Source organism: Haloarcula salina, assembly GCF_010119195.1.
Lineage (GTDB): Archaea > Halobacteriota > Halobacteria > Halobacteriales > Haloarculaceae > Haloarcula > Haloarcula salina.
The window spans coordinates 478,293-501,777 of the sequence record NZ_WRXL01000001.1; the positions used below are offsets into that span (position 1 = coordinate 478,293).

The 23,485-nt window shown below is 66.8% G+C and carries 23 protein-coding genes; 12 read left to right on the forward strand and 11 right to left on the reverse strand.

The annotated features are described in order from the left end of the window. Positions 1–14: 14 nt before the first annotated feature. A complete protein-coding gene (locus tag GM656_RS02550) occupies positions 15–320 on the forward strand; it encodes a MazG-like family protein (RefSeq protein WP_162412077.1) in 306 nt (101 codons plus the stop codon). Here the strand turns inward: GM656_RS02550 and dnaJ are convergent, their stop codons facing one another. Next, positions 321–1,469: a molecular chaperone DnaJ gene (dnaJ, locus tag GM656_RS02555; protein ID WP_162412078.1), complete on the reverse strand. Its 1,149-nt coding sequence runs from the start codon at positions 1,467–1,469 to the stop codon at positions 321–323. A 117-nt stretch (positions 1,470–1,586) separates the two neighbouring features. Here dnaJ and GM656_RS02560 point away from each other — a divergent pair, with 117 nt between their 5' ends. Continuing rightward, entirely contained in the window at positions 1,587–2,099 is a 513-nt protein-coding gene (locus GM656_RS02560) for a hypothetical protein (RefSeq protein WP_162412079.1), read from the forward strand. A gap of 16 nt (positions 2,100–2,115) precedes the next feature. On the opposite strand, the gene GM656_RS02565 is transcribed toward GM656_RS02560, so the two are convergent. After that, a complete protein-coding gene (locus GM656_RS02565) occupies positions 2,116–2,427 on the reverse strand; it encodes a HalOD1 output domain-containing protein (RefSeq protein ID WP_162412080.1) in 312 nt (103 codons plus the stop codon). Between the two features lie 441 nt (positions 2,428–2,868). Here GM656_RS02565 and GM656_RS02570 point away from each other — a divergent pair, with 441 nt between their 5' ends. Beyond that, the gene (locus GM656_RS02570) at positions 2,869–3,675 is read left to right on the forward strand and encodes a TrmB family transcriptional regulator (RefSeq protein ID WP_162412081.1); all 807 of its coding nucleotides are present in this window, start codon (positions 2,869–2,871) and stop codon (positions 3,673–3,675) included. A 174-nt stretch (positions 3,676–3,849) separates the two neighbouring features. Here the strand turns inward: GM656_RS02570 and dnaK are convergent, their stop codons facing one another. From dnaK to GM656_RS02605, 7 genes are all read right to left on the reverse strand, one after another. Continuing rightward, positions 3,850–5,757, reverse strand: coding sequence for a molecular chaperone DnaK (gene dnaK / locus GM656_RS02575; protein WP_162412082.1), 1,908 nt, complete (start codon positions 5,755–5,757; stop codon positions 3,850–3,852). A 166-nt stretch (positions 5,758–5,923) separates the two neighbouring features. Next, positions 5,924–6,616: a nucleotide exchange factor GrpE gene (locus GM656_RS02580; protein ID WP_162412083.1), complete on the reverse strand. Its 693-nt coding sequence runs from the start codon at positions 6,614–6,616 to the stop codon at positions 5,924–5,926. An 88-nt stretch (positions 6,617–6,704) separates the two neighbouring features. Next, positions 6,705–7,325 carry a hypothetical protein gene (locus GM656_RS02585; protein WP_162412084.1) on the reverse strand — a complete coding sequence of 207 codons (621 nt, stop codon included), beginning with the start codon at positions 7,323–7,325 and terminating at the stop codon, positions 6,705–6,707. 75 nt (positions 7,326–7,400) lie between these two features. Beyond that, complete coding sequence (locus tag GM656_RS02590) at positions 7,401–8,291, reverse strand: RNA-guided pseudouridylation complex pseudouridine synthase subunit Cbf5 (protein ID WP_162412085.1); 891 nt, start codon at positions 8,289–8,291, stop codon at positions 7,401–7,403. A gap of 4 nt (positions 8,292–8,295) precedes the next feature. Further along, positions 8,296–8,874 (reverse strand): (d)CMP kinase, encoded by a 579-nt coding sequence (cmk, locus tag GM656_RS02595; protein ID WP_162412086.1) that lies wholly within the window; start codon positions 8,872–8,874, stop codon positions 8,296–8,298. A gap of 45 nt (positions 8,875–8,919) precedes the next feature. After that, entirely contained in the window at positions 8,920–9,819 is a 900-nt protein-coding gene (locus GM656_RS02600) for a DUF106 domain-containing protein (protein ID WP_162412087.1), read from the reverse strand. 87 nt (positions 9,820–9,906) lie between these two features. Next, positions 9,907–10,557 (reverse strand): adenylate kinase, encoded by a 651-nt coding sequence (locus GM656_RS02605; RefSeq protein ID WP_162412088.1) that lies wholly within the window; start codon positions 10,555–10,557, stop codon positions 9,907–9,909. A 427-nt stretch (positions 10,558–10,984) separates the two neighbouring features. On the opposite strand from GM656_RS02605, the gene GM656_RS02610 reads away from it, so the two are divergent. Further along, positions 10,985–13,405: a DUF7827 domain-containing protein gene (locus tag GM656_RS02610; protein WP_277815035.1), complete on the forward strand. Its 2,421-nt coding sequence runs from the start codon at positions 10,985–10,987 to the stop codon at positions 13,403–13,405. 184 nt (positions 13,406–13,589) lie between these two features. Beyond that, positions 13,590–13,886, forward strand: a complete 297-nt coding sequence (locus tag GM656_RS02615) for a hypothetical protein (protein ID WP_162412090.1) — start codon at positions 13,590–13,592, stop codon at positions 13,884–13,886. 32 nt (positions 13,887–13,918) lie between these two features. Here the strand turns inward: GM656_RS02615 and GM656_RS02620 are convergent, their stop codons facing one another. Then, positions 13,919–14,794: a homoserine kinase gene (locus GM656_RS02620; protein WP_162412091.1), complete on the reverse strand. Its 876-nt coding sequence runs from the start codon at positions 14,792–14,794 to the stop codon at positions 13,919–13,921. Between the two features lie 122 nt (positions 14,795–14,916). Here GM656_RS02620 and GM656_RS02625 point away from each other — a divergent pair, with 122 nt between their 5' ends. Then, entirely contained in the window at positions 14,917–17,133 is a 2,217-nt protein-coding gene (locus tag GM656_RS02625) for a sensor histidine kinase (RefSeq protein ID WP_162412092.1), read from the forward strand. A gap of 67 nt (positions 17,134–17,200) precedes the next feature. Continuing rightward, a complete protein-coding gene (locus GM656_RS02630) occupies positions 17,201–18,559 on the forward strand; it encodes an NAD(P)/FAD-dependent oxidoreductase (RefSeq protein ID WP_162412093.1) in 1,359 nt (452 codons plus the stop codon). Between the two features lie 401 nt (positions 18,560–18,960). Here the strand turns inward: GM656_RS02630 and GM656_RS02635 are convergent, their stop codons facing one another. Next, positions 18,961–19,566 (reverse strand): DUF6149 family protein, encoded by a 606-nt coding sequence (locus GM656_RS02635; RefSeq protein WP_162412094.1) that lies wholly within the window; start codon positions 19,564–19,566, stop codon positions 18,961–18,963. A 132-nt stretch (positions 19,567–19,698) separates the two neighbouring features. Here GM656_RS02635 and GM656_RS02640 point away from each other — a divergent pair, with 132 nt between their 5' ends. From GM656_RS02640 to GM656_RS02660, 5 genes are all read left to right on the forward strand, one after another. Then, entirely contained in the window at positions 19,699–20,949 is a 1,251-nt protein-coding gene (locus tag GM656_RS02640) for an NAD(P)/FAD-dependent oxidoreductase (RefSeq protein ID WP_162412095.1), read from the forward strand. A gap of 45 nt (positions 20,950–20,994) precedes the next feature. Next, positions 20,995–21,207 (forward strand): hypothetical protein, encoded by a 213-nt coding sequence (locus GM656_RS02645; RefSeq protein ID WP_162412096.1) that lies wholly within the window; start codon positions 20,995–20,997, stop codon positions 21,205–21,207. 48 nt (positions 21,208–21,255) lie between these two features. Beyond that, positions 21,256–21,666: a DUF7124 domain-containing protein gene (locus GM656_RS02650; protein WP_162412097.1), complete on the forward strand. Its 411-nt coding sequence runs from the start codon at positions 21,256–21,258 to the stop codon at positions 21,664–21,666. 76 nt (positions 21,667–21,742) lie between these two features. Next, the gene (locus tag GM656_RS02655; protein ID WP_162412098.1) at positions 21,743–22,564 is read left to right on the forward strand and encodes a hypothetical protein; all 822 of its coding nucleotides are present in this window, start codon (positions 21,743–21,745) and stop codon (positions 22,562–22,564) included. A gap of 116 nt (positions 22,565–22,680) precedes the next feature. After that, positions 22,681–23,460, forward strand: coding sequence for a hypothetical protein (locus GM656_RS02660; RefSeq protein WP_162412099.1), 780 nt, complete (start codon positions 22,681–22,683; stop codon positions 23,458–23,460). The last annotated feature ends 25 nt before the right edge of the window (positions 23,461–23,485 follow it).

Sequence of the window (23,485 nt, forward strand, 5' to 3'; positions counted from 1 at the left end):
GGCAGTGCCTAGAAATGAAATATCAACAACAGGTCGCCGCGTTCGTCGACCGCAACGACATCGAGACGCCGCCGGCGTACCGGCTCCTCGACGTGGTCTCGGAACTGGGAGAAATCGCCGCGGAGGTCAACGAGAGCACGGGCTACGGCGCGGACCCGTCCGCGCGATCGGTGCCGGAAAACGAGGTCGGCGACGCGCTGTTCGCGCTGCTGGCGTTGTGTGAGCAATGTAACATCGACGCCGATCGGGCGCTGTCGCGGGCGTTAGCGAAGTACGAGGGGCGGCTGGATTCGAGCGGGACGCCGGCGAGCGAGCGCTGACTACAGCGAGTTCTTGAGCTTCTCGAAGAAGCCCTCCTCCACGTCGACCTCCTCGCCGCCGGCCTCCGCGAACTGCTCTAGGGCCTCCTTCTGCTCGGCGTTCAGGTCGTCGGGCGTGACGACCTGGACCTGGACGTAGAGGTCGCCGTTGCCGCGGCGGCGCAGGCGGGGCATACCCTTGCCCTCCAGGCGGAACACCTCGCCGCTCTGGGTTCCGGTGGGCACGTCGAACTCGGCCTCGCCGTCGAGCGTCGGAACAGTCACTGTGTCGCCGAAGACGGCCTGTGGGAACGAGATAGGATGCTGGTGAGTGAGGTCGTCGCCGTCGCGCTCGAAGTCGGGGTGGTCGCGGACGCTCACCTGGATGAGGAGGTCGCCGTTGGGGCCACCGCGCTCGCCCGGCGCGCCCTCCCGTTCCATCCGGAGCGTCTGGCCGTCGGCGATGCCGGCCGGGACCTCGACTTCCAGGGTCGCATCGTTCTGGACGACGCCGTTCCCCCGACAGGTCGAACAGGTCTCGTCGTACAGCGTCCCGTCGCCCTCACAGCGCCGGCAAGTGGCGGTCTGCTGGACCCGCCCCATCGGCGTCTGCTGGACGCGCGTCGTCTGGCCCTGTCCGTTGCACTCGGGGCAGGTCTGCGAGTCGGCGTCGGGCGGGTGACCGGCCCCGTCGCAGTCCGCACAGGCCTCCGGGCGCGTGACCGTCAGTTGCTTCGTCGCGCCCTCGTAGGCCTCTTCGAGGTCGATGTCCAGCCGCGTCTGGAGGTCCTGGCCCTGGCGCGGGCGGTTCCCGCCGCCGCCGCGGCCGCCGCCACCGAAGAACTGGTCGAAGATGTCCTGCATGTCGAAGCCGCCGCCCCCGCCGAACGGGTCGCCGCCCATCCCGCCGCGGCCGCCGGCCCCACCGGCACCGCCGCGCTTCTCCGCCTGCTCGAAGCGCTCGTGTCCCATCTGGTCGTACATCTGGCGCTTCTCGTCGTCGGTCAGCACTTCCTTGGCCTTCTTTGCCTGCTTGAACTTCTCCTCGGCGTCCGGCTCGTCGCTCACGTCCGGGTGATACTCCCGGGCTTTCTCCCGGTAGGCCTCCTTGATCTCGTCTTCGGAGGCGTCCCGCGAGACACCCAGTATCTCGTAGAAATCCTGACTCATTCGTTGTAGGAGGCATAGACGATTGAGCCACTTGAAAAGAACGGGTTCCAGGTCCGACCGACGCGGCCGAGCGCGGTACCGGGGGGCTTATTTCCGTCCCGGCAGAGGTCTCCGGCAATGAGCCCTGCGTCGCCCCGGAGCCGAGGTGCCGTCACCGTCGAGCGAATCGTCGTCTGGGGACTCGCTGCGCTCGCGCTCGCCGGACTGGCCGCCCTCGTCGTCGGACCGGGGGCCGACCTCCGAACGGCCGCGCCGTCGGCGACGGTCGAGGGCCAGTTCGACGCCGAGACGGGAACGGTCACTCTGACCTACGCGGGCGATACGCTCACCGACACCGCGACGCGAGAGCTCGCGCTCGTCGTCACCGACGCGGACCGGAACGCCAGCACCCGACTGACGTGGGCCGACGAGAGCCGACTGCCCGTGGAGGCCGGCGACACCCTCATCGTCGACGACCCGCGCGTGGACGCGGACGGCGACGGGAGCTACCTCGACGGGGACGCCTCTGTCGGCTTTCATCTCGAAGCCGGCGACACCGTCGCACTCCGCTGGATCGGCCGGCCGCTCGGTGCGCCGAGCGAGCGGACCACCACGCTCGATACGGTCACGCTCTCCAACGAGACCGAGTGACCGTCGAACAGTGAGCTTACGACCGCAGTCGATTCGACTCCACGAACACGTCTCCGTCCACGGTGACGGTCACGTGGAACTCGTCGACGTGGAAGGCGAGTGTGAGATCCGACTCGGCGGCGTCGACGGTGCCGAGCAGCGTATCGAGGGCGTCGGGGTCGAAGGTCTCGATGAGCGGTCGCAGATCTGTCGGCTTCCGGTCTGCGGCGATAGCGACGGTCTCGATGACGGCCATCGACGGCGAGACCGAGCCCCAGTCGAAGTTCGCGTGGATAACGTCGGGGCCGTCGTCGGCGCTCGACGCCGATGACCCGTTCGGACCGTTCATTGTCACCGTACCGACAGCCAACCAACTTAGTACTGTTGTTATCATCGTAAAAAATACCTTGGCCAGAAAGAACCCGATGATGGTCATCGCCAGCGGCCGAGAACCGTCAGAAGAGGGGGCCGATAAGCACTGAAAGGGGCTTGTGGGGGTAAGTGGCACGCAGTCGATGTGGTTGGGACACATGTGGTGCTGCGTGCCATTCGCAGTTACGTACTTCTCCGGCATAACCGTTTTGTGATTAATTGGGTAAATCAAATCTGTCACTCGAAGCTAAGTTCCAAAATAGTATCATGAGGGCCGTTCTGCTGGACTCGAGTGTGGGCTCGGGGCGACCGGCACCGCGAGAGCGAACCGTCGGAGAAGGTAGTAATAACGTCTTTCTACCTGAAGGGACAAAAATCGACAACACCCCAGAACAGACGGGGTACAAGGTTGGGACACATGACATCAGAGTTAACACACGAAGATGCAGTCGAGATACTCCAGGAGTTGGGGTTGAAAGAGTACGAGGCGAAGTGTTTCGTTGGCCTCTCCCGGATGCCACACGGCACTGCCAAGTCACTCAGCGAAGTGACGGACGTTCCGCGCACGCGCGTCTACGACGCGGTTCGCGTCCTCGAAGCGAAGGGACTGGTGGAAGTCCAGCACTCGAGTCCACAGCGATTCAAGGCCGTCCCGCTGGCCGAAGCGACCGAGACGCTCCGAGATCAGTACGAGACCAAGATCCAGCGGTTTCAGACCGCGCTCGAAGACATCCAGACCGTCGACGGAGACGACGATGCCGACCGCCCGGAGATCTGGTCGCTCACGGGGACAGACGCCGTCGAGAACCGTGTGAATCGAGTCATCGAGGACGCGACCGACGAGGTCGTGCTGGTCATCGGGAGCGAAAGCGTGCTGACGGATGCGCTTATCGAGTCCCTCACCGCGGTCGACGACAGCGTCACCCTGTCGGTCGGAACGTCATCGACTGATATCAGAGAGTGTATCGAACGGGAGATTCCGAACGCCACGGCCATTCTGTCTGATCTGAACTGGCTGGAGTGCGAAACCGAACTCGACGCCGACGCCGCCGTCGGCCGGCTCCTGCTCGTCGACCGCTCGGAAATCCTCGTCAGTTCGATCGACCACGACACCGGCGAGGAACGGGCGATCTTCGGGACTGGCCTCACCAACGGACTCATCGTTATCGCTCGGCGACTGCTGTCTCAAAACGCCGTCGAGACGGCGCCTCCTGACCACGACTAGTCACTGGGGGAAGACAGTCGCCCCTTCGAACCGTTCGTGTCGCTCGGTTTTTCAGACGCCGGAAACCATCGCTGTGCTCGACTTCAGCGCCGTCGAAAGCGATTCGACTCCCTCATCTCTTCGTCGCTGTCGTCTCCGTCGTCAGACGTAGTCTGACGGACTGGTGAAAACGACTTACTCTTCGTCGTTTTCGTCTACGTCTTCGAAGTCGGCGTCGACGTACTCCTCGCCCTGTTCGGCTCCGCCAGCCGCTCCACCGGGGCCTGCGGCACCTCCGGGACCGGCACCCGCAGCGCCGCCCGGTCCAGCGCCCGCCGCGCCGCCGGCGGCCTGTTGGGCCTGCTCCTGGTACATCTGCTTGCCGATCTCCTGCAGCTCCTCGCTCAGGGTCTCGGTCACTTCCTCGTAGTCGTCCTTCTCGGCGTCTTCGTCTTCGAGGACGTCCTCCACGTCTTCGATCTTCGCCTCGATGTCGGCCTTGAGGTCGTCGTCGATCTCCTCCTCGTTCTCGTCGAGCAGGGTCTCGGCGCGGCGGACGGACGCCTCGGCCTCGTTGCGGGCCTCGATGCGCTCGCGGCGCTCCTCGTCTTCCTCGGCGTGCTGTTCGGCCTCCTGTTGCATCTCTTCGATCTGGTCGTCGGAGAGGCCGGCACCGCCCTCGATGGTGATGTCCTCCTTGTTACCCGAGCCCTTGTCCTCGGCCTCGACGTTGACGATGCCGTTCTCGTCGATGTTGAACGAGACCTCGATCTGCGGGGTTCCGGCCGGAGCCGGCGGGATGCCCGAGAGCGCGAACGCGCCGAGCAGTTCGTTCTCCTCGGCGATCTCGCGCTCGCCCTGGAAGACGCGGATCTGGACCTGCGTCTGGTTGTCCTGGGCGGTCGTGAAGATCTTCGACTCCTCGGTCGGGATGGTCGTGTTCTTCTCGATGAGACGCTCGAACAGACCGCCCTTGACCTCGACGCCGAGCGAGAGCGGCGTCACGTCGAGCAGCACGATGTCGTCCACGTCGCCGGAGAGGACGCCGGCCTGGATGGCCGCGCCGAGCGCGACGGCCTCGTCGGGGTTGACGTTCTTCTTCGGCTCCTGGCCGGTCATCTCCTCGACCTGCGCCTGGACCTGGGGCATCCGCGTCGAACCGCCGACGAGGATGACCTCGTCGATGTCGCCCTTGTCGTAGTCGGCGTCGGCCAGCGCCTGCTCCGTCGGGCCGACGGTGCGCTCGATGAGGTCCTCGGTCAGGCTCTCGAACTTCGCGCGGGTGAGTTTCTCTTCTAAATCCAGCGGGCCGTCGTCGGTCGTCGCGATGAACGGGAGGTTGATGCGGGTCTCCTTGCGCGAGGAGAGTTCGATCTTAGCCTCCTCCGCGGCCTCGGTCAGGCGCTGGAGCGCCTGGCGGTCGTCGCGCAGGTCGATGCCGTGTTCGGCCTCGAACTCGTCCGCGAGGTAGTCGATGATGGCGTGGTCCCAGTCGTCGCCGCCGAGGTCGTTGTCCCCGTTGGTCGCGACGACCTCGTAGACGCCGCCGCCGAGGTCGAGGATGGACACGTCGAAGGTCCCGCCGCCGAGGTCGTAGACGAGGACGGTCTGGTCGGACTCGTCGTCCAGCCCGTAGGCCATCGCGGCCGCCGTCGGCTCGTTGACGATGCGCTCGACCTCGAAGCCGGCGATCTCGCCGGCGTCCTTGGTCGCCTGGCGCTGTCGGTCGTTGAAGTACGCCGGGACGGTGATGACGGCCTTCTCGATCTCGTCGCCGAGGTACTCCTCGGCGTCGCGCTTGATCTTCTGGAGGACCATCGCCGAGACCTGCTCGGGCGTGTACTCCTCGCCGTCGAGAGTGACCGAGTAGTCGTCCTCGCCCATGTGGCGCTTGATCGACTGAATGGTCTGATCGGGGTTCTTTACGGCCTGATTCTTCGCGGGCTTCCCGACGAGTCGCTCGCCGTCGTCGAACGCCACGACGGAGGGCGTCGTGCGCTCGCCTTCGGCGTTGACGATGATTTCGGGGTCGCCGCCTTCCATGACCGCGAACGCGCTGTTCGTGGTCCCGAGGTCGATACCCAGAATCTTGTTGCTCGCCATGTTATCGGCTCATAGCGGACTCGGCCGGTTAAAAGTTGCTAGATGTACTGATGCGGAAACCGTCACGAGGGCGCGCCTCCCGGCGGTTTTATACTTCTCGGAATTGGTCGACCGGTGGTTATTTACTGTACCGCAATGCGACCGCTCGCTGGCCGTCGACGGACCGTTACTCGTCCTCGGAGACAGTGACCTGCGCCTCGCGCAGCACCTTCTCGGCCATCTCGTAGCCGGGGCGGTGGACGTCCGCGATGGTCCCGCCGTCCTGGTCGCTCTCGACGCGGGCCAGCACCTGGTGCTGGGTCGGGTCCACGTCCTCGCCGGGGTCCGGGTCGATCACCTCGACGTTCTCGGCGTCGAGCACGTCGTCGAGCTGGCGCAGGGTGGACTCGACGCCGCCGCGGATGTCGGCGTCCTCGTCCTGGTCGAGCGCGCGGTCGAGGTTGTCGCGCACGTCGAGCAGCCGCGACACGAGGTCCTCCGTGGCGCGCTGTTGCTCCTGCTCGCGGCGCTTTTTCATCCGCTTCTTGTAGTTCTGGAAGTCCGCCTGCTTGCGCTTGAGCTTCGACTCCAGCTCCTCGACGTCGTCGTCCCGGCGCTCGATCTGCGATTCGAGGCTCTCGACGCGCGTCCGCAGCGCGGCCAGTTCGCGGGCGACGTCCTCCGGGTCGGACTCCGCGACGCGGTCGACCAGCGCCTCGTCGGCCTCGGCGTCGAGGTCCACGTCCTCGACGGAGACGCCATCGGGCGCGTCGTCCAGGTCCACGTCGGCGGCGTCCGCCGTCTCGGCGGCTCGCTGGCCCGCCTCGCCGGTCGACTCCTCGGTCGCGGCCGCGTCGTCGGCTGCGTCCTGCTCGGTCATACCCGATAGCAGTCGTTTCGCGGATAAAAGGATTTCAGAAACGGTTCGCGCTCGGCGGCGCGTGAAACGGCCTCGGCCACAGGTGGCGTTACGGACCGACGGCGAAGGCGTCCGTGTCGTAACGGAACCGGGTCCGATACGTCTCCCACTCGCCGCGTTCGATCAGTCGATACCGCGCGAACTCCGGGTTGCGTATCAGCTCCAGCTCGGCGAGGCGCTCCTTGACCGGATCGAACAGCTCGTCCCAGTCGAGCGTGCGCATCGTCTCCTCCGGCTCCGACACGTCCTCGACGAAGGTCACGCCGTCGTCAGTCCGTTCGATCGTCCCGTTGTGGTAGCGGCTCCAGACGGTGTACTCGTCGAACGGAGCGTCCTCGGTGGGTGGCGGCGACCGCCGGTACTGGGCCTGGAAGCGCTGGTGCGTCTCGGAGCCGCCCCAGAACACGCCGCGAGTCAGCAGTTTGATCCGGCGCATCTCGTCGATGCCGCAGTTGTAGATGACGCGTGCGTTGTCGTAGTCGTGCGAGCGGAACTGCTCGGCCACGTCGGCCGTGTGATGGATGTCGACCTCGTACTGGTAGGGGACCGGCGTTCGGTTCGCCCGGTCGAGCACCGACACGGTCTCCTCGCCGCACCGCAGGTCGTCGAACGGGCCCTTCCCGCGCCACTGCGCCGGATCGGCCTCGTCGGGGTCGACCCAGTGAACCATACCGAATCTTCGTGACGAACGAAGTTAGGTCTTCCCGCAGTGGCGGCCGAATCGCTTCCACTCGCAGAGGCGAGATCACACCAGTACGCGGCCGAGTTCGACCACGAGGCCGTCGGCGGCGTCCGGGTCGCCGACGAGCGTCCCCAGACAGACCGCCGAGCCCTCTGGCGTCACGCAGACGACCGGCGCGTCGCGGGCGGGCACGGCGTCGCCAACCTCGGCCGGTTCGGCGTCGACGACGCCCGGCGCGTACACGGGCGCGCCCTCCGCGACCTCGCGGGCGGCGCTCGGCGCGACGACGACCCGCGGGAGGTGGACCAGCGCGCGCTCGGCCGGCAGGACCACGTCTCGAAGCGGGCTCTCGTCGCCCTCCTCGGCGAACGCCAGCGCGTCGACGAGGTCGTGCATCGAGCACAGCGACCCGTCGTCGAACGTCCCCGTCGCGGTCCGGCGGAGGTCGCCCATGTGCGCGCCGGTCCCCGCCGCCAGGCCGATGTCGTGACACAGCTTCCGGATGTACGTCCCCGACTCACAGCGAACCCGCAGGAGGAGCCGACGCTCCTCGCGTTCGAGGACATCGAGCGCGTGAATCCGCCGGGACCGGAGCTGTCGCTTCACCGCGCTCTTGCGCGGCGGCTTCTGGTAGATCTCGGTCTCGAACTCGGCGACCACGTCCGCTATGTCTGCCGGCGCTCGGTCGTGGAGTTCCAGCACCGCGACGTACTCCTTGACGGCGTCGTCGAAGACGCGCGCCATGCGGGCGGCGTCGCCGAGCAGGATCGGTAGACAGCCCGTCACCTTCGGGTCGAGCGTGCCGCCGTGAGCGACCCGGTCCTGCCCGGCGGCGTCGCGCACCCAGGCGGCGACCTGGTGGGCCGACGGCCCCGGCGGCTTGTCGAGGTTGACGACGCCGAACGACAGGAGCGACTCGACATCGCGGTCGCCGGGCGGGGCGCGGAGCGTCATCGGTTCAGAACTCGTACCGGATGTTCTCGACCGGCGCTTTCCCTTCGTCGCCGTCGGGGCTGTAGGACTCGACGGCGTGTAACGTCACGCTCAGAACCCCCTGCGGGTCCCAGCGGGCGGTGTTGACCGACAGGTCGTAGATGGAGAGGTCGTCGAAGTCGATGTCGTAGTAGTCGCTGTAGCGCTGGGCCTCGCTCTCGCCGCGCTCTCGCGTCTCGGTCTTGGCCTGTTCGAGGGGCTTGTTCTCGCGCGTCGCGATGCGGTCGGCGCGTACGTCCAGCGGCGCGGTCAGCCACAGTTTGATGTCGGCGTACTCGCCGGCCATCCAGCCGGCGAGACGGGATTCGAGCACGAGGTCGTCGCGCTCGGCGGCGATGTCCCGGAGCCGCCGGTCGAGGTCGCGGTCGATCTGGTCGTCCTCCTCGGCGGCCTTGTTCAGTTCGAGCGGCGTCATCCCCCGCTCCTCGGCGAGCGAGCGGAAGATGTCACCGCCGCTGACGTGTTCGTAGTCCAGCGCGTCGGCCAGGCTCTTGGCGAGCGTGCTCTTGCCGCTGCCGGCCGGGCCGGAGACGGTGATCAACATACAGGAATTCGGGGGGTCCCGGTAGAAAGGGCTGTCTCTTCGCGCCTACCCGGTCGGCGTCGTCTCGACGTTGAGCGCCTTCCGGATGATCTGGGTGAAGGAGAGCGAGCACAGGAAGTACCAGAGGATCCAGGCCTGGATCGGGCCGGCGATCGCGTTCCGCCAGGCCTCGACCTCGCCGAAGATCGGGAGCGTGATGACCGGCGGCGTCGGGTCGTGAATCTGGCCGCCGCCGAAGACGATCCAGTAGATCCAGAGGAACAGCGGGATGTTGACCAGCATGATCCACACCATCGGGCGGAACTGCTGTTTGAACATGCCCATCTGGTCGGTCATGAGCTCCATCTGCTCCTGTTCGAGGCGGTCGAGGGCCTCCTGGTCGTCGCGCTCCTTGGCGGCCTGCCGGCGCTCTTTCAGGTCCTCCATCTTCTCCTGGTGGTCGCCCATCCCGGACATGTCCATGAGGTTGTCCTGCAGGATGGTCGAGGTCGTCCCGGTGATGACTGCGAGCACCAGGATCACGACGTAGAAGGGGAGCAGGTCGTTGAGCGGACCGAGGAAGAGGTCGACGAATCCGCCCGCGATGGCGTCTCTGACTGAGGTCAGGGAGTAGCCGGCGAACAGGCCGAGCGTCCCGAGCCCGGCGAGCTTGTCCCACGTCGACCAGCCGCCGTCCTCGTCGTCCTCGCTCGGGGCGGCGTCGGCGTCTTCGAGCGCCTCGCGGACGCCCTCGGGGTCGTCGACGACGAAGCCCTCGCCGTCGGCGTCGATGAGCAGGCCGGACTCGATGAGCCGGCCCCACTCGCCGCTCGTGATGTCGTCACTGACATCGCTCCACGTGACGGTCCCCTGCTCTTCGGCCACCGAGAGGACCGCCGCGAGCGCGTCGGTCAGTTCCTCGCCGTCCTCGGCGAGTCGTTCTACCTTCGGCGCGGTACGTGCCATTGTGTGTGCTTGTGGTACGACGGCATATCAACGTTTTACTCTGTCCGTCACGGTAGCGTCGGCCTCGAACGGCGGTTCAGGCCGCTTTCAGGCCGTTCGCTCGTCGACGGCGGCTTCGATGTCTTCCCACACCTCGTCGGGCGTCTGTTCGCCGTTGATCGCGACGAACCCGTCGTGGTCCTCGTAGTGGGCGATGACGGGCGCGGTGTTGTCGTCGAACACGTCCAGTCGGTTGCGGACGGACTCCTCGTTGTCGTCGTCGCGCTGGATGAGGTCGCCGCCACACTCGTCGCAGACGCCCTCCTCCTCGGGCTGATTGAACTCGACGTGGTAGTTCGTGCCGCAGTCGTCACAGACGCGGCGACCGGTGAGTCGGTCGACCAGTTCCTCGCGCGAGACGTCGAGCGAGAGGATCACGTCGAGGTCGGTCATGCCTTCCAGTTCTTCCGCCTGGTCGAGGTTACGCGGATAGCCGTCGAGCACGAAGCCGTCGGCCTGCGAGAGCGCCTCGTCGACGATGGCGTTGACCACCGCGTCCGGGACCAGGTCGCCCGCCTCCATGTACTCCCGAGGCGTGTCGTACTCGGTGTCCATGTCGCTGATGTCCATGTCCTTGTTCGCGCGGAGCGCGTCGCCCGTGGTGACGTGTTCGACGCCGTACTCGTCGGCGAGCTTCGCGCTCTGCGTTCCTTTGCCGGCTCCCGGCGGACCGAGGATCAGGATTCGCGGGTTCGACATAACCGCGGATTCTCCGGGGTCCGTTAAATGGTTGTCCAAACACGTCCGTCGGAGCGAGACGCGTCTCCCGTCATTTGGTGGGTGCAGGCGCGCTCGCATTGTCGTCGCAGCCCGCCTATTTTTGGCTCGCCTAAAGACCAGAACGCCTTTATGCAGTAGGCATGCCTAAACACGTGACGGGCTTTTCAGACCGTCGAATCGGTCGGTACGGCGCGGTTCGATAAGCATCATATTTTTTGGCTAGCCTAAAATCCGCAACTTATTTGTATTGTTTTAGGCTTGCCTAAAACGCATGGTGAACAATGCCGACGGTTCGACTCGGCGGGACTCTCCGAACGACGCGCGAAGCGCGCAATGGAGTCCGCCGACGTGGACAGATCGCACGACGACGGAATCGAGAACAGGGGCGACCGACAAACTCCGCGGTGTGTTGCTCTCGGCGATGGTGGTGATGTCGGTGGTCGCCGGGACCGTCGCCGTCTCCGGGACGGCGGCCGCCGCCAGTAACGTGAGCGTCGAGCAGGCGGTCGAGTACTCCGCCGCCAGCGGGGGGAGCACGGTCGAACTGGCGCTGAACAGGTCCGTCACGAACGGGCTCGACGGGACCGGTGAACTCGAAGTCTATCTCGACGGTGACGAAGTCTCCGGGACGCTGGTCGACAGCATCGACGCGGACGGGACCAGCGGCCGCGTCGAAATCGACCTCACGGAAGACGTGACGCCGAACCGGAATCTGACGGTGAGGCTCACCGACTTCGGGAGCGGTTCCGCCACCGCGACAGACATCGAGGTGACCTCCCAGACGATCACACCGGCTTCCGGCGGGGCTTCCGACGTGAACGTCTATCACGGCGAGGTCATCGCCATCGAGGACACGGACGCCGATTCGGACACGGACCTGCTCGTCGAGGCTGACGGCGGAAGCGTCGTCCTCGACGGGAGCTACGCGGACAACAGCCAGGTCTACGTCTTCGACACGGACGACCTCGACGCGGGACAGCGCTACGATATCACCGCTGGCTCCGACACGGCCGGGTTCCGTATCAGCGACCTCGACCTCGCCGTCGAGGCGGACACAGACGTCACTGACGAAGACAGCATCACCGCCGACGTGACGTCTGTCCGCGGCGGCACGGCGGCGACCGCGACACTGACCGACGGGGACGGCGACGAGGTCGCGACAGCCGTCGAGACCCTCGACGGAACCGAGGCTGTCGAGTTCGACTTCGGCAGCCACACGGCCGGCGACGGACCGTACACAGTCAGCGTCACGGACAACCAGACCGGCGTCACTGTCTCCTCGGATGACATCACCGTCTCCGAATCACAGGAGGGCGAGGTGCGCTTCGAGAACAGCGTCGTCTCCGACGAGCGCGGTGACGTGGTCAGCGTCACGTACCGGTTCGAGAACACCGACGACGCCTACGTCGTCATCGGGGACGAGAGCGAGGACAACTACGCCGTCGCCGGCCAGATTACCGACGACGACGGGGACGGCGAGGTCACCGTCCTGTTCAACAGCTACCTCGCCGGCGTTCCGAACAGCGGAAACGCGAGCATCGCGGCGAGCGACGTCCTCAGCGTCTCGGGCGACGACGAGATCAGCGGCGTCAGCGAGAGCGGGACCTTCGCGCGAGCTGACCTCACGGACGAGGCGCTGGACGCGGCGAGCTACGAGATGAACGCGACCGCCGGCACGAGTCGGAGCGACGACCCCGACGCAGTCGGGACGCTCCGCCTCGAAGCGCGCTCGACCGAACGCGTCCAGAGCTGGGTCGCGCCGAAGGGAGCCGACCTCACGGACGAGGACATCGGAATCTACGACCGCGTCGGCGCGAACCTCACGCAGTCGAGCGAGGTCGCGGACGGTGACGTCGTCGTCCACCGGATCTCCGCCTCCGGGATCGAGGGGGCGCTCGACTACCGGACGGACGTCGAGGGCGCGAGCGACACCACGGCCGCGTTCCTCCAAGCGACCGGGGACGGGGACGCATTCAATATCTGGGTCAACCGGACGAACGTCGGCGCGAACGCCGACGAGGACCCGCTGCGACTCAACGACAGCAACGTTGTCGTCGTCGACGACCCCGACAACGACACGTACTTCGTCGCCGTCGAACTCGCGAACGCGAACTACCAGAGCGGAGCGCCGATCCGCGGGGACGGCGACGACGAGATCACGGCGACCTTCGTCGTCTCGGACGCCACCGGACTGACCGACGAGGACGATGGCGGGACGGCCAACTACACGATCACGGAGCGCGACGCGGGCCTCGACACGACCGGCGGGTTCGTGACCGTCGAGGCCGCCACGAACCAGTCCGTCTCGGGCGCGACGACCGTCGCGCCCGGTTCGGAGGTCGAAGTCAGCCTCGACTCCGAGAGCGAAGCGAATCCGTTCATCCACCGTCCTGCGGCGACCGTCACGTCGAGCGGGACGTTCACCGCCACGGCCGACATGAGCGAGTACGCCGCCGGCGCGAACTTCACCGCGGACGTCCTCGACGTCGACGGTGACAGCTTCGCCGTCGACGAGGACGGCCGTATCGTCACGACAGCCGCTGCGAACGGCGGCGGTGAGCCCGCGAGCGCGAACGTCAGCGATGGCGGGGCAACGACCGAGGAACCGACGGACGCTCCGACCGAGCGGCCGACGGAAGACCCGACCGCGACGGAGGGCAGTGACGGCGCGACTGCGGCGCCGACCGAGGAACAGACCGCAGCGGCCAGTACCGACGCCGCCACGGAAGCCGGTACCACGCCCGCGTCCGGTCCGGGCTTCACCGCGGCCGTCGCGCTCGTGGCGCTCGTCGCCGCGGCGCTCCTCGCCGTCCGACGCGACACCTGACCGAGTCGGCTCCGGTCCCTGGCAATCCGCTTTTTTCGTGATCCGTCGGTCGCGCCAGCGACTGCAACAGCCGACGGACAGTCGAATCGGGGTGACGAAACGCGCGGCGACTCCGCGTCGCCGCCGGCCGTGTCGGTCGCGGTCGTCGAAAGTGTTTTTCGACCGGTGAACGCAGAGATCCGTGATGCCCTCCATCATCAGCGACGCGATCTTTAGCGAGCCGTCCGGCCGCCGTCACGCGGCGGTCATGTTCGGCGGCGCGCTCGCGCTAGCCCTGTTGTACGCGTACTCGGCGCTCGTCGGCCAGTCCGCCTCGATCGCCGTGCTCTTTCTGCTTGCCGGGGCGGCCCTCTCCGGCGTCGCCGAGCTACTCCCCAGCGACCGGCGGCTGGCGGCCGGTGGCCTCCGCCTGACGGGGATTCTAGTGCTGGTGTGTCTGCTCGCGCTCGTCGTCGTCGCGCCCGAACTCGTCGCCGGATAGCGATCGTAGTGAGGCAGGAACCGGCCCGGCGCTCAGAAGATCTCCGCGCCGCGGCCGATGCGCGTCTGGTAGACGCGGGCGTCGACGCCGCGGTCGCCGAACGCGTCGAGCATCGCGCTCGCGATCCGCCGTCGGTCGTCCTCCGCGCAGGCCGCGATGACCGTCGGCCCGGCCCCTGAGATGGTGACGCCGGTCGCGCCGGCCTCGAGCGCGGCCTCCCGGACGGTCTCGTAGCCGTCGATGAGTTCCGCTCGGGCGGGCGTCACGATGGTGTCGTGCATCCCCCGCCCGACGAGTTCGGGGTCGTCGCGGTGCATCCCGGTGGTGAGCGACGCGGCGTTGCCGACCGTTTCGACGACCTGTTCGACCCGTGCGGTCTCGGGGACGACCCGGCGCGCGTCGCGCGTCGAGACGACGATGTCGGGCAGACAGGCGACCAGCGGGATGTCGGCGTCGACCTGCGTGACGCCCTGGTCGGTCGCGATGGTGAACCCGCCCAGAATCGAGGGGGCGACGTTGTCGTCGTGGGCGTCGCCCGAGACGACGGCCTCGCCCTTCGCGGCGATGGGGACCAGCTCCTCGCGCGTGTGACCGCGGTCGTACAGTTCGTTCAGCCCCACGGCCGCGGCGGCTGCGCTGGCGGCCGAGGAACCGAGCCCGGAGGCCGGGCGGACGCCTTTGTCGATCTGGATTCGCGCCGGCGCGTCGAGCGCTTCGGCGACCGCACCGACGGTGTTCTTGTCGGGGTCTTCCGGGATGTACTGGCTGCCGGCCCCGGTCACTTCGATGGTGATCCGGTCTGCCCTCTCCAGGCGCACGACGTCGGCCGGACGCTCCAGCGCGACACCGAACACGTCGAAACCGCTCCCGAGGTTCGCACTGGTAGCCGGCGCCCGGACTGTCAGCATGCCCGGGAATTTCAGCAGTGTAGGCAAAAAGGTAGCGAACCGACACAGTGGCTCGCTCTCACGAGTGAGAACAGGCCCAAAGCAATAAGAGTCGAACCGATGTCTGTCCGGTAGACTCAGCCATGGATGTCGACCTCGTCGCCGTCGCCATCCTCGGAAACGCGGGCGGAGTGGTCACTACGCTCACCGTCGCGTACATGGCGTCGCAGAATCGGGACCGGCCCGGCGCGCTCTCGTTCGGCGTCCTTGCCCTCGTGGGAAGCGTCTGGTGTGTAGTCTCGATCGCACAGCTCCTGGCCGCCACGCCGGACGCGGCCGCAGCGGCCCACGTCGTCGACCGGATCGTCGCGGCACAGGTGGTCGCGCTGTGGCTCGTGTTCGCGCTCATCTACACGGGTCGACGCGAGTGGATCCGTCCTGGCCGTCTCGCCGCCGTGTTCCTCGCGTCGAACGGCTACGTGCTGTTGCTCCTGACGGCGCCGATTCACGGACTGGTCGAGCCGACGGTACTCCCCGTCGCACAGCGCGGCGTGACCCTGTTCACCGTGCAGCGAGGAGCGATCTACGCGGTCCAGTCGGCCGTCAGTTACGCCCTGCTCGTCTTCGGATACGTGCTTCTCGTCGAGTTCCTGTTCGAAGCACGGAACGTCTATCGGAAACAGACCGCGGCCATCGTCGCGGGCGCGGGGCTCCCTCTGGCCGTTTCGATCGCACACAGCACCGGCTTGACGCTCCACCCGGGGCTCGATTTCACGCCGATCGCGTTCTCGCTCAACACGGCACTCGTGGGCTGGGCGCTGTTCGAGGACGACTCGCTGTCGGTGACGCAACTGTCAGGGGACGGCCTCGTCGACGACCTCCCCGACCCGGTCATCGCGCTGAACGACGAGCGCGTCGTGGTCGATTTCAACGCAGCGGCCGCGAGCGTGCTCGACCACCCGAACGCGGTGGGAAACACCATCGACGACGTCGCCCCGGGGTTGGTCGAGCAGATCGACCGGGGCGAGGTGTTCACCTTCGGCGAGCCGTTCACCTACTACAACCCTCGGACGACGGAGATCACCGACCAGTTCGGCGAGGAGCGCGGCTGCCTGATCGTCCTCCGCGACGTGACCGGGCAGCAGCGCCGCCAGGAGCGACTGGAGGCCCTCCAGTCTGCCACCCAGCAGTTCATCGGCGCGGAGACAGCGGAGTCCATCGCGGAGATGTCGGTGGAGTTCGCGACGGCCGTCCTCGACCAGAACGCGGCCGGCGTGTTCCTCGAACACGACAACCGCCTGGAGCCGACGGTCGTCAGCGAGGCGGTCGACGAACAGGTCGACGACGACCTGCTCACCGCGTCGCCTGACGACCAGCCCGACAGCGCGCTCTGGGTGACGTACGAACGCGGCGAGGCACGGACGGTCAGTCTAGAAGGCGACGGCGTCGGGGCGCTCAGGGCCGCGCTCATGCTCCCGCTCGGCTCACACGGCGTGCTGGCGATCGGGACGACCGACGACGGCGAACTCGCCACGGAGGACCGGCGTTACGCCGAGGTCCTGGCACAGACCACGCAGGTCGCACTCGACCAGGTAGAGCGCGAGCGCGAGCTCCGGCAGAGCCGCGGGTCGGTCAAGCGTCGCCGCGAACAGATCGAGTTCTTCAACGGCGTGCTCAGGCACTCGCTGCACAACGCGATGGTGGTCATTCGGGGGCGAGCGGAACACGTCCGCGACGACGTGCCCCCGTCGAAGCGCCGCCACCTCGACAGCATCGTCACCTGGTGCGGGCGCCTCACGGACATGAGTGAGACGATCCGCGACATCAACAACACGGTGACGGCCAGCGAGGCGGAGCGCCTGGAGGTAGTCGACCTCGACGCCACCATCCGGCGGTCGGTCCGGACGCTCAGATCGGAGTACGAGCACCCGTCGATCGAGTGTGAGCTGAGCGGCGACCACTACGTCCAGGCGAACAAACTGCTCGAGGAGGTTCTCCTGAGCATCCTCCGCAACGCCGTCGAGCACAACGACGCCGACACCCCGTCGGTGACGGTGTCGGTGCAGGAAGCCAGCGACTGGCTCCAGGTGCGAATCGCCGACGACGGACCGGGGATCAGCGACGAACTGAAAGCCACCGTGTTCGAGCGGGGACTCACGCCCGACCAGACCGCCGGCGGCTTCGGCATCTACTTCGTCTCGGTGATGATGGAACTGTACAACGGCACGCTCTGGTTCGAGGACAACGAGCCGACCGGGACCGTCGCCGTCCTCGAGTTCCAGCAGGCGTCGACAGCCCAATTCGAGGCGGTGAACCGAGCGCAGAACGCTAGCGACGACGGGATCGAGACGGGGCGCTGACACAGGGAGTTCCCGGACGGCCGGCCAAAGCGCAAACTAAATCCCACGACCGCTGATACGTCGGGGTATGATCGGCGTCGTCGGCGGCGGTATCGCCGGCCTCTCGGCAGCGTATCGGCTGAAACAGCGCGGCCACGACGTGCGCGTCTTCGAGGCGAGCGAAGACCTCGGCGGACTGGCCGCCACCTACGAGACGGCCGGCGACCCAATCGAGAAGTTCTACCATCACCTCTCGAAGTCGGAGGAGACCATCGTCGACCTCGCGGAGGACCTCGGCCTGGGCGACGCCGTCGAGTGGCGCGTCGGGAAGAACGCCTACTACGTCGACGGCGTCGTCCACCCGATGGACAAGCCCTGGGAGATCCTCTCCTTTCCCCACTGGAGCCTCTACGACAAGTTCCGGCTGGGGATGCTCACGCTCGATATCGACGTTCGGGGCGGCGTCCCGTCGTTCGACACCTACGAGCGACTGGAGGACTTCGAGGACGTGCCCGTCGAGCAGTTCGCCCGCGAACACACCACGCAGAACGTCTACGAGACGTTCTTCGAACCGCTGCTCGACGCGAAGTTCGGGAGCCGAAAAGGCGACGTGAGCGCCGCGTGGCTCCTGGGCCGCATCAAGTTCCGCGGGGAGCGAGACATCCTCAACGGCGAGATCCTCGGCTACTTCGACGGCGGTTTCGGCCGACTGCTCGACGCGCTCGTCGACGCCGTCGGACGCGAAAACATCGAGACCGGCACGCGCGTGACCGACATCGAGACGAGCGGCGGGCGCGTCTCGTCGCTGACGGCGACCGACGGCGCGGACTCGACCACCCACGACGTGGACAGCGTCGTCGTGGCGACCATGCCCGACGTTCTGGAGGGGCTGACCGGCTACGCCTGCGACATCGACTTCCAGGGGACGGTGTGTTCGGTCATCAGCATGGACGAGTCGCTGCTCGACACGTACTGGCTGAACATCGCCGACGACGCGCCGTTCGGTGCGCTCATCGAGCACACGAACTTCGTCTCGACGGAGCGCTACGGCGGCGAGCACCTGCTGTACGTGGCCCGATACATCCAGGACGAGTCCGAAGACGTCTGGCAGCAGACCGACGATGAAGTGGCCGAGACGTGGTTCAGCGGCATCGAAGCCCTGTTCCCGCAGTTCGACCGCGGGGCCGTCAACTGGATTCGGACGGCCCGAAACCCACGGACTGCGCCGGTGTACGAGCGTGGCTATCTAGACATGGTCGTCCCCTACGACCTCGGCGACGCCGTCGCCGACGGCCTGTACTACGCCGGCATGGCCTCGCGCGCCCAGTACCCCGAGCGCTCGCTCAACGGCGGCGTCGTCGCCGGCTTCGAGTGCGCCGACCGCATCGACGGCCGCGACATTGAGGTCGACCGTCCGAACGCCCCGGCGTCGGAATCGGCCGACTGACCGCTCCATAGTATTGCACTCGTCTACGTGTGGCCTCCGAATACGTACCACTATATATCAATACGCTAATTATCGTCAGACATATGTTAATGCATAAGTAAGTTTTATGATCCAACCACTCCTTGAGCCTACTGTATCGTATCGCGCGTACGGTACAGCAAGAACTGGAGTCCTCGGCAGTGGACTCCGATCGGCCGGCCACACCTACCGGGTCACGAGGCCGTGTCGGCCGCGGACCGTGTGAGAGGGACTCGCTGGGGGGCGAGGACCGCTCAGAACGCGACGTGGGTCCACACCGCGCGCCGACGTTTCAGGGGTGGGGTTCGTCCGCTCTTCGTTTCAGACTGGGTACAGCCGCGTGTGGTGATCTGTCGGGCGGCCGCGCGACGCGCAGTCCGGAGTCAGTCGCCCGCCGCGTTCTCCACGTCGTCGTCGTCGATCACCGGCGCGTCCGCCGGACTCACGTCGTCGGGTTCTTCCCCGCCGCCGACGACGAGGTCGCCGTCCTCGGTTTCGACGTAGACATCATCCGCGAAGCCGCCGACCGCGTGGGGGTGTTCCGGGTCGTCCAGTTTCTCCGGCGTCGACGGGGCTTCGGCGACGCCGTCGGCGGGCCGGAACGAACCGAGCGGGTCGTCGATGGTGATACCGTGGATCTCGAAGAAGTCCGCGTAGCGCTCGTAGTGCGCTTCGAGTTCCCCGGCCGGGAACTCCATCATCTCCGTCCAGCCGTGGTTGTAGAAGTCGAAGTTCGCCTGGATGTGCGTGATCTCGCGGGCCTCGGCCTCGGAGTAGTCCGCCCGGAGTGCGGCCACGTAGGTGTCCATCGTCGCGTCGAAGAAGTCGTCGAGGTGGTCGCGGCGCTCCTCCCGACGGTCCTCGTCGGCCTTCCCGAGGAAGATCTTGGTGTGGAGTTTCACCAGCCCGTAGTTGGCCACCGACCGAACGCCCGGCGTCGTCAGCGCCTTCTTGCTCGCCCAGTGTCGCGGGTTCTGGTATAGCTTCATCTCGTCGGCGAATACGGGCTGCAGCGCCTTCAAAGACCCGACTACCGGTCGATTTCGGCCCGTTTACCGGAGATCTCGCAAACGATACGCAGATAGCAATCCACTTTAAGGCCGATTTCGTACCGTCCGTACATGAGCACGTCGCACGTGATAATCGGTGACGGCATCGCGGGTGCGTCCGCGGCCGAAACGATCCGGGAAGCGGACCCGGATGCGTCCGTGACAGTCCTCACAGACGAGGGCGAGGCACTGTACAACCGGATTCTGATCAAAGAGTTCGCCAAGGGCAAACTCCCCGAAGCGCCGATCTCCATCCACGAGCCGGAGTGGTACGAGGAGCGCGACATCGACCTCCAGCTGAACACGCACGTGACGGACATCGACCCCGACGCCCACGAGGTCAACACCCACGAGGGCGACACCTACGAGTACGACAAGCTGCTCGTCGCGACGGGCGGGACGCCGGCACAGCTCCCGGTCGACAACAGCGACGCCGACGGGGTCCACCACTTCTGGACGTTCCAGGACGCGCGCGGCATCCGCGAGCACGCCGACGAGGCCGACCAGGGCATCATCGTTGGGGCGGGCCTGCTCGGGATCGACCTCGCCGCGGTCTGTGCTGCACAGGGCATCGACGCGAAGTACCTGATGCGCGGGAACCGCTGGTGGCGCTACGCGCTCTCGGAGGACGGCGCGGCGATCATCCACGAGGCCCTCGAAGAGAACGGCGTCGAGCCGGTGTTCGAGTCCGGCGTCGACCACTTCGAGGTCGACGACGACGGCGCGGTCACGGGCGCGGTCGACCCCGACGGCAACCACTACGACGGCGAATGGGCCGGCGTCGCCATCGGCCTGGACTTCAACACGGAGTTCCTCGCCGGGAGCGGCCTCGAACTCGACGACGGCGTCGTCGTCGACGAGTACATGCAGACCAACGTCGAGGACATCTACGCCGCGGGCGACCTCACCCAGTTCTACGACACCATCCTCGACTCCCAGGCCCAGAACGGCGCGTGGGGCTCGGCCAAGGAGCAGGGCTCGGTCGCCGGGACCAACATGGTCGCCGACGCCGAGGAGAAGGAGTTCCGCTGGGTCTCCTCGTACTCCATCACGCACTTCGACTTCCCCTTCCTCTCCTTTGGCCACCCGGCGCGGGGCGACGACGAGGCCGAGCGGAAGTACTCCGACAGCGAGTGGCGACGGCTCGCCTTCGAGAACGGCCAGCTCATCGGCGGCGTGCTGATCGGCGACCTCTCTCAGCAGTCGAAGTTCAAGCAGCTCATCCGCGAGGAGCGCCAGGTCGCGGACAAGAAGGAGCTGCTGCTGGAGAAGGACGTGGACCTCGAAGAAGTGAAGGCCCAGACGACGGCCCCTGCCGAGTAGCGTTCGCGGGCGGACCTTTTTCGCGCTGCGTGACGCAATTCGGGTATGTTTCGCGCCCTCCGAAAGCGGCTGGCACGGATCCTTGGTCGCGAGAGCGACGGCGATAGCGACGACGACGACGGCGCGTTCGCCGGCTCTGTCCTCGACTGGTCGACGAACTACGCACACGGTTCGAGCGACGGCGAGGGAGCCCGCGAACTGGCCGCACTCCGGGAGAAAGCCGAGACGCTCGAAGACCAGGACCGACGGCGGCAGTAGCGGGCCGGGAACGACGCGCTTTTTTCGACCTGGGGCGGAGTGTCGTGCATGGACGGCGGCAGCGGCGACATGACCCTCGCGTTCGACCTCGACGCCCTCAAGCAACTGGCGTACCCCGACAGCGTGTTCAACGACGCGCGCCAGTGGTCCGAGTACGTCGGCGTCATCTCCGAACAGCCCACGTACGTCGTGACGAACTTCACCCGGAAACACCGGATCCGACAGGACTTCTTCTCCGGCCCGCGCGGGCGCGAGGAGAGCCTGGAGAACGTCAAAGAGCAGTTCGACACGGACCGGCACGTGTTCGTCGGCACCGACGAAGCGGACGCCGACCTTGCCGAGCGGGCCGGCTGGGAGTACCTCGCGGTCGAGGACGCCGCCGAGGCCGCCGAGTGGGAACTCGGCGAGCCGGAGGCCCCGACCGAATCGAGCGACGAGGACCGCGACGACTGGCCCTGACAACCACGGCGGCGGCGTGCGGTTCCGTAGCAAGCTACCGCCCATTTTTATCAGTTCTCCCGTCGGGCAGACAGACATGGCCCTCCAGATCGGTGACGCGCTGCGGAACGGTTTCGACGACCTCCTCAGCGAAGACGGCGTCCTCGTCACGGGCGTCTTCCTGTTGTTCCTGCTCGCCAACCAGTTCGCCAGCGCGACGTTCACGCGCGCTCTGTTCAGTTCCTTCGGCCCGAGCGGCGGCCCGCCCGGCGCCGGGGCCGGGGTTTCGAGCCTCGTCGGTCCCTTCAGCCTCGACCTGGCGCTCCCGATCGCCGCGGTACTCGCCGTCGTGTTCATGCTCGTTGGTCAGCTCGTCCGGTTCTGGGGGATCCGGCTGTTCGCCGGTCCCGACGAGATCCGCTCGGACGACGCGCGAGAGCGAGCGGTCATGGCGGTGGTCCTCGGCGGCGGCGTCGCCGTCGGCCTGTTCGCCCTCTCGATGAGTTCCAACGTGCTCGGGCAGGTGTTCAGCCCCATTCTCGCCGGTATCGCCGGCCTCGCGGCGGGCATCCTCTCGCTCGTCCTCAACGTCGTCCTCGTGTATCTCCGGCAGGCCATCGCGCTGTCCGACGGCGGCTACGTCGACACGGTGACCCACAGCCTCGCCCGATTCATGGACGCGCCGGCGCAGATCCTCGTCCTGCTGTTCGTCCTGTTCCTCGTCGGGATCGTCGCGGCGATTCCCGCGATCGCCTCCGTGCTCTCGATCGTGTTCCCGGGAACGGCCGGCCTCCCCGACCGGTCGCTCCTCCAGATCGCGTCGGTCGTGCTGCAAGCCCCGGTGTCGGCGTTCAGCCTGGCCGTGGTGACCGACGCCTACGTGCAGGTGCGCGCGGACGGGGCCGAGGACGAGTTCTAAGCCAACGGCGCGTCTTCGGAGGTCCCCGAACGGCGCTTGCTCCACGCCGGACGCGCACGTGATTGCCTGGCATTCCCTCACCCGGTTTTATTTCGCTACGTCGCGCGAGTGTGTCTGTGTCCCTCCAAATCGGTCGTGCCTTCCAAGACGGTATCGACGAGTTACTGAGCGAGCGCGGCGCGATGTTCGCCGGCGCGTTCGTCCTCCTGGGACTGCTCAACGCAGTCGTGTGGGCGTCACTCTCGCAGAGACTCATCGAACTGTTCATCGAACAGCTCCCAGAGGGGATGCAGGTGAGCCAGGCCGCGACGGCCGGAAACGCGTCGCTGGCGCTAGACGTTCCCCTCGCGGTCGCCGGCGTCGCCGCGCTGGTCCTCTTCGTCGCCGGCGAGGCGCTGAACATCGTCGCGGTCCGCGCGTTCGCCAGCGGCGACCGGGACCCGATCCCAGACGACGTGACGCGCCGGCTCGGTCGCACCGTCGGCGTCGCCATCGTCGCGGGGATCCTCGTCGCCATCGCCGTGGTGATCGGGTTCCTGTTGCTGATCATCCCAGGGCTGGTGATCGCGCTGCTGTTCTTCTTCGTTCGACAGGAGGTCGCCCTGAACGACAGCGGCGTCTTCGAGTCCCTTGCCAACAGTATCAGCGTCGTCGGCGACAACCTCCTGGCGACGGTGGTCATCGCGGTGATCCTGGCGGCGATCGGAATCGCGGTCAGCCTCGTGTTAGGGGCGCTCCCGCTTCCGCTGCCACCGGTCGTCTCGACGACCGTCACCACCGTGCTCTCGAGCGTCGTCGGCGTCTTCGGACTCGCTGTAACCACGGTCGCCTACCTCCAGGCGACCGACGAGACCGACGGCTTCTCCGAGGGGACGGAGCCAGCGAGCGGGTTCTGAGCCCGTCTCGACTCGTATCGCGGCC

Excerpts from the sequence above, each read along its gene's own strand:
- GM656_RS02550 (WP_162412077.1), top strand. The coding sequence starts at position 15 with ATGAAATATCAACAACAGGTCGCCGCGTTCGTCGACCGCAACGACATC.
- dnaJ (WP_162412078.1), bottom strand. The coding sequence starts at position 1,469 with ATGAGTCAGGATTTCTACGAGATACTGGGTGTCTCGCGGGACGCCTCC.
- GM656_RS02560 (WP_162412079.1), top strand. The coding sequence starts at position 1,587 with ATGAGCCCTGCGTCGCCCCGGAGCCGAGGTGCCGTCACCGTCGAGCGA.
- GM656_RS02565 (WP_162412080.1), bottom strand. The coding sequence starts at position 2,427 with ATGAACGGTCCGAACGGGTCATCGGCGTCGAGCGCCGACGACGGCCCC.
- GM656_RS02570 (WP_162412081.1), top strand. The coding sequence starts at position 2,869 with ATGACATCAGAGTTAACACACGAAGATGCAGTCGAGATACTCCAGGAG.
- dnaK (WP_162412082.1), bottom strand. The coding sequence starts at position 5,757 with ATGGCGAGCAACAAGATTCTGGGTATCGACCTCGGGACCACGAACAGC.
- GM656_RS02580 (WP_162412083.1), bottom strand. The coding sequence starts at position 6,616 with ATGACCGAGCAGGACGCAGCCGACGACGCGGCCGCGACCGAGGAGTCG.
- GM656_RS02585 (WP_162412084.1), bottom strand. The coding sequence starts at position 7,325 with ATGGTTCACTGGGTCGACCCCGACGAGGCCGATCCGGCGCAGTGGCGC.
- GM656_RS02590 (WP_162412085.1), bottom strand. The coding sequence starts at position 8,291 with ATGACGCTCCGCGCCCCGCCCGGCGACCGCGATGTCGAGTCGCTCCTG.
- cmk (WP_162412086.1), bottom strand. The coding sequence starts at position 8,874 with ATGTTGATCACCGTCTCCGGCCCGGCCGGCAGCGGCAAGAGCACGCTC.
- GM656_RS02600 (WP_162412087.1), bottom strand. The coding sequence starts at position 9,819 with ATGGCACGTACCGCGCCGAAGGTAGAACGACTCGCCGAGGACGGCGAG.
- GM656_RS02605 (WP_162412088.1), bottom strand. The coding sequence starts at position 10,557 with ATGTCGAACCCGCGAATCCTGATCCTCGGTCCGCCGGGAGCCGGCAAA.
- GM656_RS02615 (WP_162412090.1), top strand. The coding sequence starts at position 13,590 with ATGCCCTCCATCATCAGCGACGCGATCTTTAGCGAGCCGTCCGGCCGC.
- GM656_RS02620 (WP_162412091.1), bottom strand. The coding sequence starts at position 14,794 with ATGCTGACAGTCCGGGCGCCGGCTACCAGTGCGAACCTCGGGAGCGGT.
- GM656_RS02625 (WP_162412092.1), top strand. The coding sequence starts at position 14,917 with ATGGATGTCGACCTCGTCGCCGTCGCCATCCTCGGAAACGCGGGCGGA.
- GM656_RS02630 (WP_162412093.1), top strand. The coding sequence starts at position 17,201 with ATGATCGGCGTCGTCGGCGGCGGTATCGCCGGCCTCTCGGCAGCGTAT.
- GM656_RS02635 (WP_162412094.1), bottom strand. The coding sequence starts at position 19,566 with ATGAAGCTATACCAGAACCCGCGACACTGGGCGAGCAAGAAGGCGCTG.
- GM656_RS02640 (WP_162412095.1), top strand. The coding sequence starts at position 19,699 with ATGAGCACGTCGCACGTGATAATCGGTGACGGCATCGCGGGTGCGTCC.
- GM656_RS02645 (WP_162412096.1), top strand. The coding sequence starts at position 20,995 with ATGTTTCGCGCCCTCCGAAAGCGGCTGGCACGGATCCTTGGTCGCGAG.
- GM656_RS02650 (WP_162412097.1), top strand. The coding sequence starts at position 21,256 with ATGGACGGCGGCAGCGGCGACATGACCCTCGCGTTCGACCTCGACGCC.
- GM656_RS02655 (WP_162412098.1), top strand. The coding sequence starts at position 21,743 with ATGGCCCTCCAGATCGGTGACGCGCTGCGGAACGGTTTCGACGACCTC.